This is a genomic window from Streptomyces sp. NPDC059524 (genome assembly GCF_042749255.1).
Classification (GTDB): domain Bacteria; phylum Actinomycetota; class Actinomycetes; order Streptomycetales; family Streptomycetaceae; genus Streptomyces; species Streptomyces xanthii.
In genome coordinates, this window is the sequence record NZ_JBHYTK010000119.1 from 20369 (window position 1) to 25577 (window position 5209).

General features: G+C 73.0%; 4 protein-coding genes. 1 reads left to right on the forward strand and 3 read right to left on the reverse strand.

Going from position 1 to position 5209, the window contains the following annotated elements; translation table 11 throughout:
• The 3 genes from ACFW9D_RS27690 to ACFW9D_RS27700 form a co-directional block, all read right to left on the reverse strand.
• Nucleotides 1-1301, reverse strand: a 1301-nt coding sequence (locus ACFW9D_RS27690) for a UDP-glucose dehydrogenase family protein (protein ID WP_384626090.1), incomplete at its 3' end; no start/stop codon positions are given.
• A complete protein-coding gene (galE, locus tag ACFW9D_RS27695) occupies nt 1292-2386 on the reverse strand; it encodes a UDP-glucose 4-epimerase GalE (RefSeq protein WP_384626093.1) in 1095 nt (364 codons plus the stop codon). The genes galE and ACFW9D_RS27690, both read right to left, overlap by 10 nt.
• Before the next feature lie 5 nt (nt 2387-2391).
• Nucleotides 2392-4236, reverse strand: coding sequence for a glycosyltransferase family 2 protein (locus ACFW9D_RS27700; RefSeq protein WP_384626096.1), 1845 nt, complete (start codon nt 4234-4236; stop codon nt 2392-2394).
• A gap of 146 nt (nt 4237-4382) precedes the next feature.
• Between ACFW9D_RS27700 and ACFW9D_RS27705 the strand changes: the two genes are divergently transcribed.
• Nucleotides 4383-5209, forward strand: an 827-nt coding sequence (locus ACFW9D_RS27705; RefSeq protein ID WP_384626098.1) for a TetR/AcrR family transcriptional regulator, incomplete at its 3' end; no start/stop codon positions are given.

Below are 5209 nucleotides of genomic sequence, written 5' to 3' on the forward strand. Positions count from 1 at the left end.
TGCGGGCGGTGGGTGGGTTCCGCCCCGCCGCCCTCCCCCCCCCCCCCCCGTCCCCGTCTTTGGGGGGGGTCGTGTTTCTGGGGGGTGGGCACGCCCGCGGCCAGAGCCGCGGGGGACAGGGCGCGGTACTCCGGCCACTGCGTCAGATGCAGTACCAGGTCCGCGCCCTCGCAGGCCTTCGGCACGTCCAGCGCGTACGTCAGCTCGGGGCGCACGGTACGGGCGTTGTCGAGGGCCTGCGGGTCGTGGACGCGCACCGTCGCGCCCTCGGCCGCGGCGGCCGCCGCGACGGTGAGGGCCGGCGAGTCGCGTACGTCGTCGCTGCCGGGCTTGAACGCGGCACCGAGGACGCCTATCCGGCGGCCGGTGAAGTCGCCGCCCAGCAGCGCCCGGGCCCGGTCCACGGTGCGGGTGCGCTGCCGGGTGTTGATCCGGTCGACCTCGTGCAGGAACGCGACGGCGGGACCGGCACCGATCTCCTCGGCCCGGGTCGCGAACGCGCGGATGTCCTTGGGGAAGCAGCTGCCGCCGAAGCCGAGGCCCGGCTCCAGGAAGCGCGGCCCGATCCGGGTGTCCGCGCCCATCGCGCGGGCCAGTACGGTCACATCGGCGCCGGCCGCGTCGCACACCTCGGCCATCGCGTTGACGAAGGAGATCTTCGTGGCGAGGAAGGCGTTCGAGGCGACCTTGACCAGCTCGGCCGTGGCCGTGTCCGCGGAGAACACCGGCACCCCGGCCCGCAGCATCGGCGCGTACACCTCGCGCAGCAGCTCGTCCGCCCACGCCGAGGACGTGCCGAGCACCAGTCGCTCGGGACGCATCGTGTCGGCCACCGCGGCGCCCTCCCGGAGGAACTCCGGGTTCCAGGCCACCTCCGTGCCCGGCGCGAGCTCGGTGAGCCGGCGCTGCAGCCGGGCGGCCGTGCCGACCGGCACCGTCGACTTGCCGACGACCAGGGCGCCCTGCCGCAGCGGCGGCCCGAGCTCCTCGATCACGGCGTCGACGAAGCGCAGGTCGCAGCCCTCGCCGTCGCGGCGCTGCGGAGTGCCCACGCACACGAAGTGCAGGTCGGCGAAGCGTGCCGCCTCGGTGAGCGAGGTGGAGAATCGCAGCCGTCCGGACGCGACGCCGCGCGCGAGCAGCGGGTCGAGGCCTTCTTCGTGCAGCGGGGCACGGCCCGCCGCCAGGGACGCGACCCGCTCGGCGTCGATGTCGATGCCGAGCACCTCGTGCCCGATGTCCGCCATGCACGCCGCGTGCACCGTGCCGACGTATCCCGTGCCGATGACCGTCATCCGCATGGTCCCGCTCCTTCGTACTGCTTGGTGGTGCCCGGCCGCCGGGGCTCGCCCTGGAGGCCGTCGGGATTGAGCTGCTGGAAACGCCAGGCGTCCCGGCACATGTCGGCCAGGTCCCGGGTGGGACGCCAGCCCCAGGCGCGTGCCACCGCGCCCGCGTCCGCCACGAGCGCGGCCACGTCGCCCGCGCGGCGCTCCGTGATCTCGTGGGGGATCGTGCGTCCGCTCGCCCGCTCGAAGGCGGCGAGCACGTCGAGGACCGAACTCCCGTGTCCCCGGCCGAGGTTGAACACCGTCATGCCGGAGCTGTCGGCCAGCCGGTCGAGGGCGACCCGGTGTGCCTCCACGGTGTCCATCACATGCAGGTAGTCGCGGATCGCGGTGCCGTCCGGGGTCGGCCAGTCGGCGCCGAACACCCGCAGCCGGGGCCGTCTGCCGACGCCGACCTGGGCGAGATAGGGGAAGAGGTTGTCCGGGGTGCCGTGCGGGTCCTCGCCGAGCAGGCCGCTGGGGTGCGCGCCCGCCGGGTTGAAGTAGCGCAGGCAGAGCACCGTCCAGCGCGGGTCGGTGCGGCAGACGTCGGCGAGGACCGCCTCGCACAGCGCCTTCGACGACGCGTACGGATTGGTCGGCCGGTGCGGTGTGTCCTCGTCCAGGGGGCCTTCGCCCGCTTCTCCGTACACGGAGCAGGAGGAGGAGAACACCAGGCTGCGCACGCCGTGTTCGGCCATGACGTGCAGCAGCGCCGTGGTTCCGCCGACGTTGACGTCGTAGTAGGTGACGGGCATCCGTGTCGACTCGCCCACGGCCTTGTGCGCGGCGAAGTGCACGACGGCGTCCACTGGGTGACGGTCGAATACGGCCGAGAGGGCGCGCCGATCACGGATGTCCAGTTCATAGACGGCGCCGACGAAGCGGCCGGCGATCCGTTCGACCCGTGCGAACACGCGCGGGCTGCTGTTGGAGTAGTCGTCGACGACGATCACCTCGTAGCCGTGGTCGAGGAGTTCGACACAGGAGTGGCTGCCGATGAAGCCGGCGCCGCCTGTGACGAGGACGGTGGAGGGGGCGCTGGGGCGTTCGGACACGGAGCTCACCAGCCGAGGACGGCGGCCACGTAGGCCGGGTAGAGGACGACGCCGGTCGCGACGGTCAGCACCGCCGGGATCGCCGTCAGAAGGGGGACGCGTGCGGTGGCGAGCACCGTGCGCAGCGGCGCGTCGGCCGTGCGGGCGGTCTCGCGCACGTGGAGCAGCGGAACGGCGATCGCGACCAGCGCGTAGGTCGCGCCCGCGAGCAGGCACAGGAAGACGTAGCCGACGGCGGGGCTCGCCAGCTCGCCGTACACGGCTACCGCGGCGAGTGCGGTGCCGAGAAGGGCGAACGGCACGGTCAGCCGGGCGGGCAGCGGGCGCGGCCCGGTCACGTGCTTGGGCGTGACCTTGAAGGTCACCTGTCGGGGGTGCAGCTTCTGGCGTACGGCGCCGACCAGGCCCGCGATGACGAACGGCCAGCGCGCCAGCGCGAACAGCCAGACCTCCCAGCTCAGCAGCGGGGCTCCGCGCGGCCTCAGCAGGAGGCGCCGGCGCAACAGCCACAGGGTGAGCATCAGCCACAGGGGCATCAGCCAGAAGTGCAGCAGGAACTGGAAGTAGTCGACGTTCATCCATGCGATGCCGGTGATCACGGCGACAGGAGGCAGGACGAGTCCGGCCACGATCATCAGCCCGAGGAGCGGGTAGTAGGCGAGCGCGTACGCGAAGCGCAGCCGCAGGGCGGTGGGCAGCCGGCGCAGATGCCGGGGCAGGAGGCCGAGCAGCATCGTCGTCAGGCTCCGTGACCACTGGTACTCCTGCGTCACCATGTCGGAGAAGGTCAGGGGCCCGTCCCCGTGCGCCTCGGCGTCGATCGCGAACGCCCCCTGCCAGCCCGCCGAGTTGAGCAGGTACGTGGTCGAGAAGTCCTCGGCCAGCTCCGGACCCAGGCCGCCGATGTCGCGCAGGGCGCGGGTCCGCACGGCGTAGTGCGAGCCGATGCACATCGGGGCGAGTCCGTCGCTGTGTCCGAGTTGCACCGCACCGTGCCACACGGCCTCCCGGTGCAGGCGGCCGCGCGCGGACCAGGACGCGGCGCCGTTCGCGTCGCAGACGCTGGGCGCGGCCACGTAGCCGATGGCCGGGTCCGCGAAGGGCCGCACCATCTCGGCGAGATAGCCGGGCTCCGGGACGTGGTCGCAGTCGAGCTGGGAGACGACCGCGTACTCGGCGTAGCCCCAGTGGTCGTAGAAGTAGGCGAGATTGCCTTCCTTGCAGCGGGTGCGGCGCGGCCACGTCCTGCGGTGGTACGAGCCCAGGCCCTGACGCGAGGAGAGACGCACCCCCTGGCGGTGGCACCAGCCGACGATCTCGCGGGTCGGCGCCTCGTCGCACAGCCACACGTCGTAGGGGTGCGGGAAGTGCTGCGCGAGCATCGCCTCGAGGGTGCGGCGTGCGGAAGGCCACGGCTCCGAAGGGGCCCGCGTGACGACGAACGCGACCGGCAGCGAGGGAATCGCGAGCGCCGGGTTCACGCGGCGCAGCCGCAGAGCCGTGGCGAAGAAGTAGGCCGGCAGGCCGGTCAGGTACAGCAGCAGCACGCTGTTCACGATCAGGCCCGCCCAGCTCGCCCGGTGCTCGGGCTGCAGCCACCAGGACCAGAACCAGACCAGGCTCACGGTCCAGCCGGCCGCGATGGCGAGCAGGGCGGCTCGGTCACGGCGGGGGAGGGCGGGCACGAACGTCGTCGGAAGGGCTTCGCGTACCCGGCACGGCCGCCCGAAGAACGGCCCGTCGGGGGCGACCGCCACCACGTTCCCGTCCGAGATGCGCGACAGGTGAGCCGCGACCTCGCACAGGTCCCCGGTGGGGACCATCGCCGGAACCGGCTCGTGGTGCGTCATGGCCGCACCTTCCTGCGCTGTACGCGGACGCCGTATGTTTACGACGTATATGTACGACTTTGCGCCTATGGTGGAGCTGGGTCAAGTGGGGCCCGGGAGAAAATCGGGACCAGGGCGGCACGAGGCCCGGGTGAAGGGAGCGCGTCATGCCGAAGGGCTCCGCACGATCCTCGGACGGCGGGGGAGATCCCCCCGCCCGCCGCGCCTCCGACCGGGGCAAGTACGGCCGCCTGAACCGGGAGCGAGTCCTCGCCGCCGCCCTGGAGGTCGTCGACCGGGACGGGCTGGAGGGGCTGAGCATGCGCGGCCTCGGCGCCGAGTTGGGCGTCGAGGCCATGGCCCTGTACCGCTACGCCGACGGCAAGGGCGCCCTCCTCGACGGACTCGTCGAGGCCTTCTTCGGTGAACTGGAGGCCGTGCTCGACGCCGAACCCGTCCGGCGCGGCTGGCGTGCCGAACTCGACCGGATCGCCCGCGCCGCCCACGCCGTCGCCCTGCGCCACCCCAACGTCGTGCCACTGCTCGCCACCCGCCTGCTCTCCACCCCGCTCGCCCGGCGCCCGCTCGCCGTCCTGCGCGCCGACGAGCGGATCCTCGGGCTGCTCGTCGACGCCGGCTTCGACGGTGCGAAGGCGGTCCGGCTGCACCGCGCCTTCACCGCCTGGCTGCTCGGCTGGCTCATCGTCGAGCTCCGCGCCATGGACGAGGACCCCGACGAACCCGACCCCGCGTTCCGCCTCGGGCTGCACCGCCTCCCGGCCCGCGAGCTGCCCAGGCTGCGCGAACTCGCCCCGCTCATGGCCGAGCGGGAGGGCGAGGACCAGCTGAGCACCGGGCTCGACGCGGTGCTGCGCCGGGTCGCGCGGGAGGAGCCGGAGGCGGCGGCGGCGGCTCGCCGGGCGTCTGGGCCGGGGTGGGGGGATGGTTGGATAATAAACAAAAACACCACCAGCACAGCACGCGAGGGGAAGGA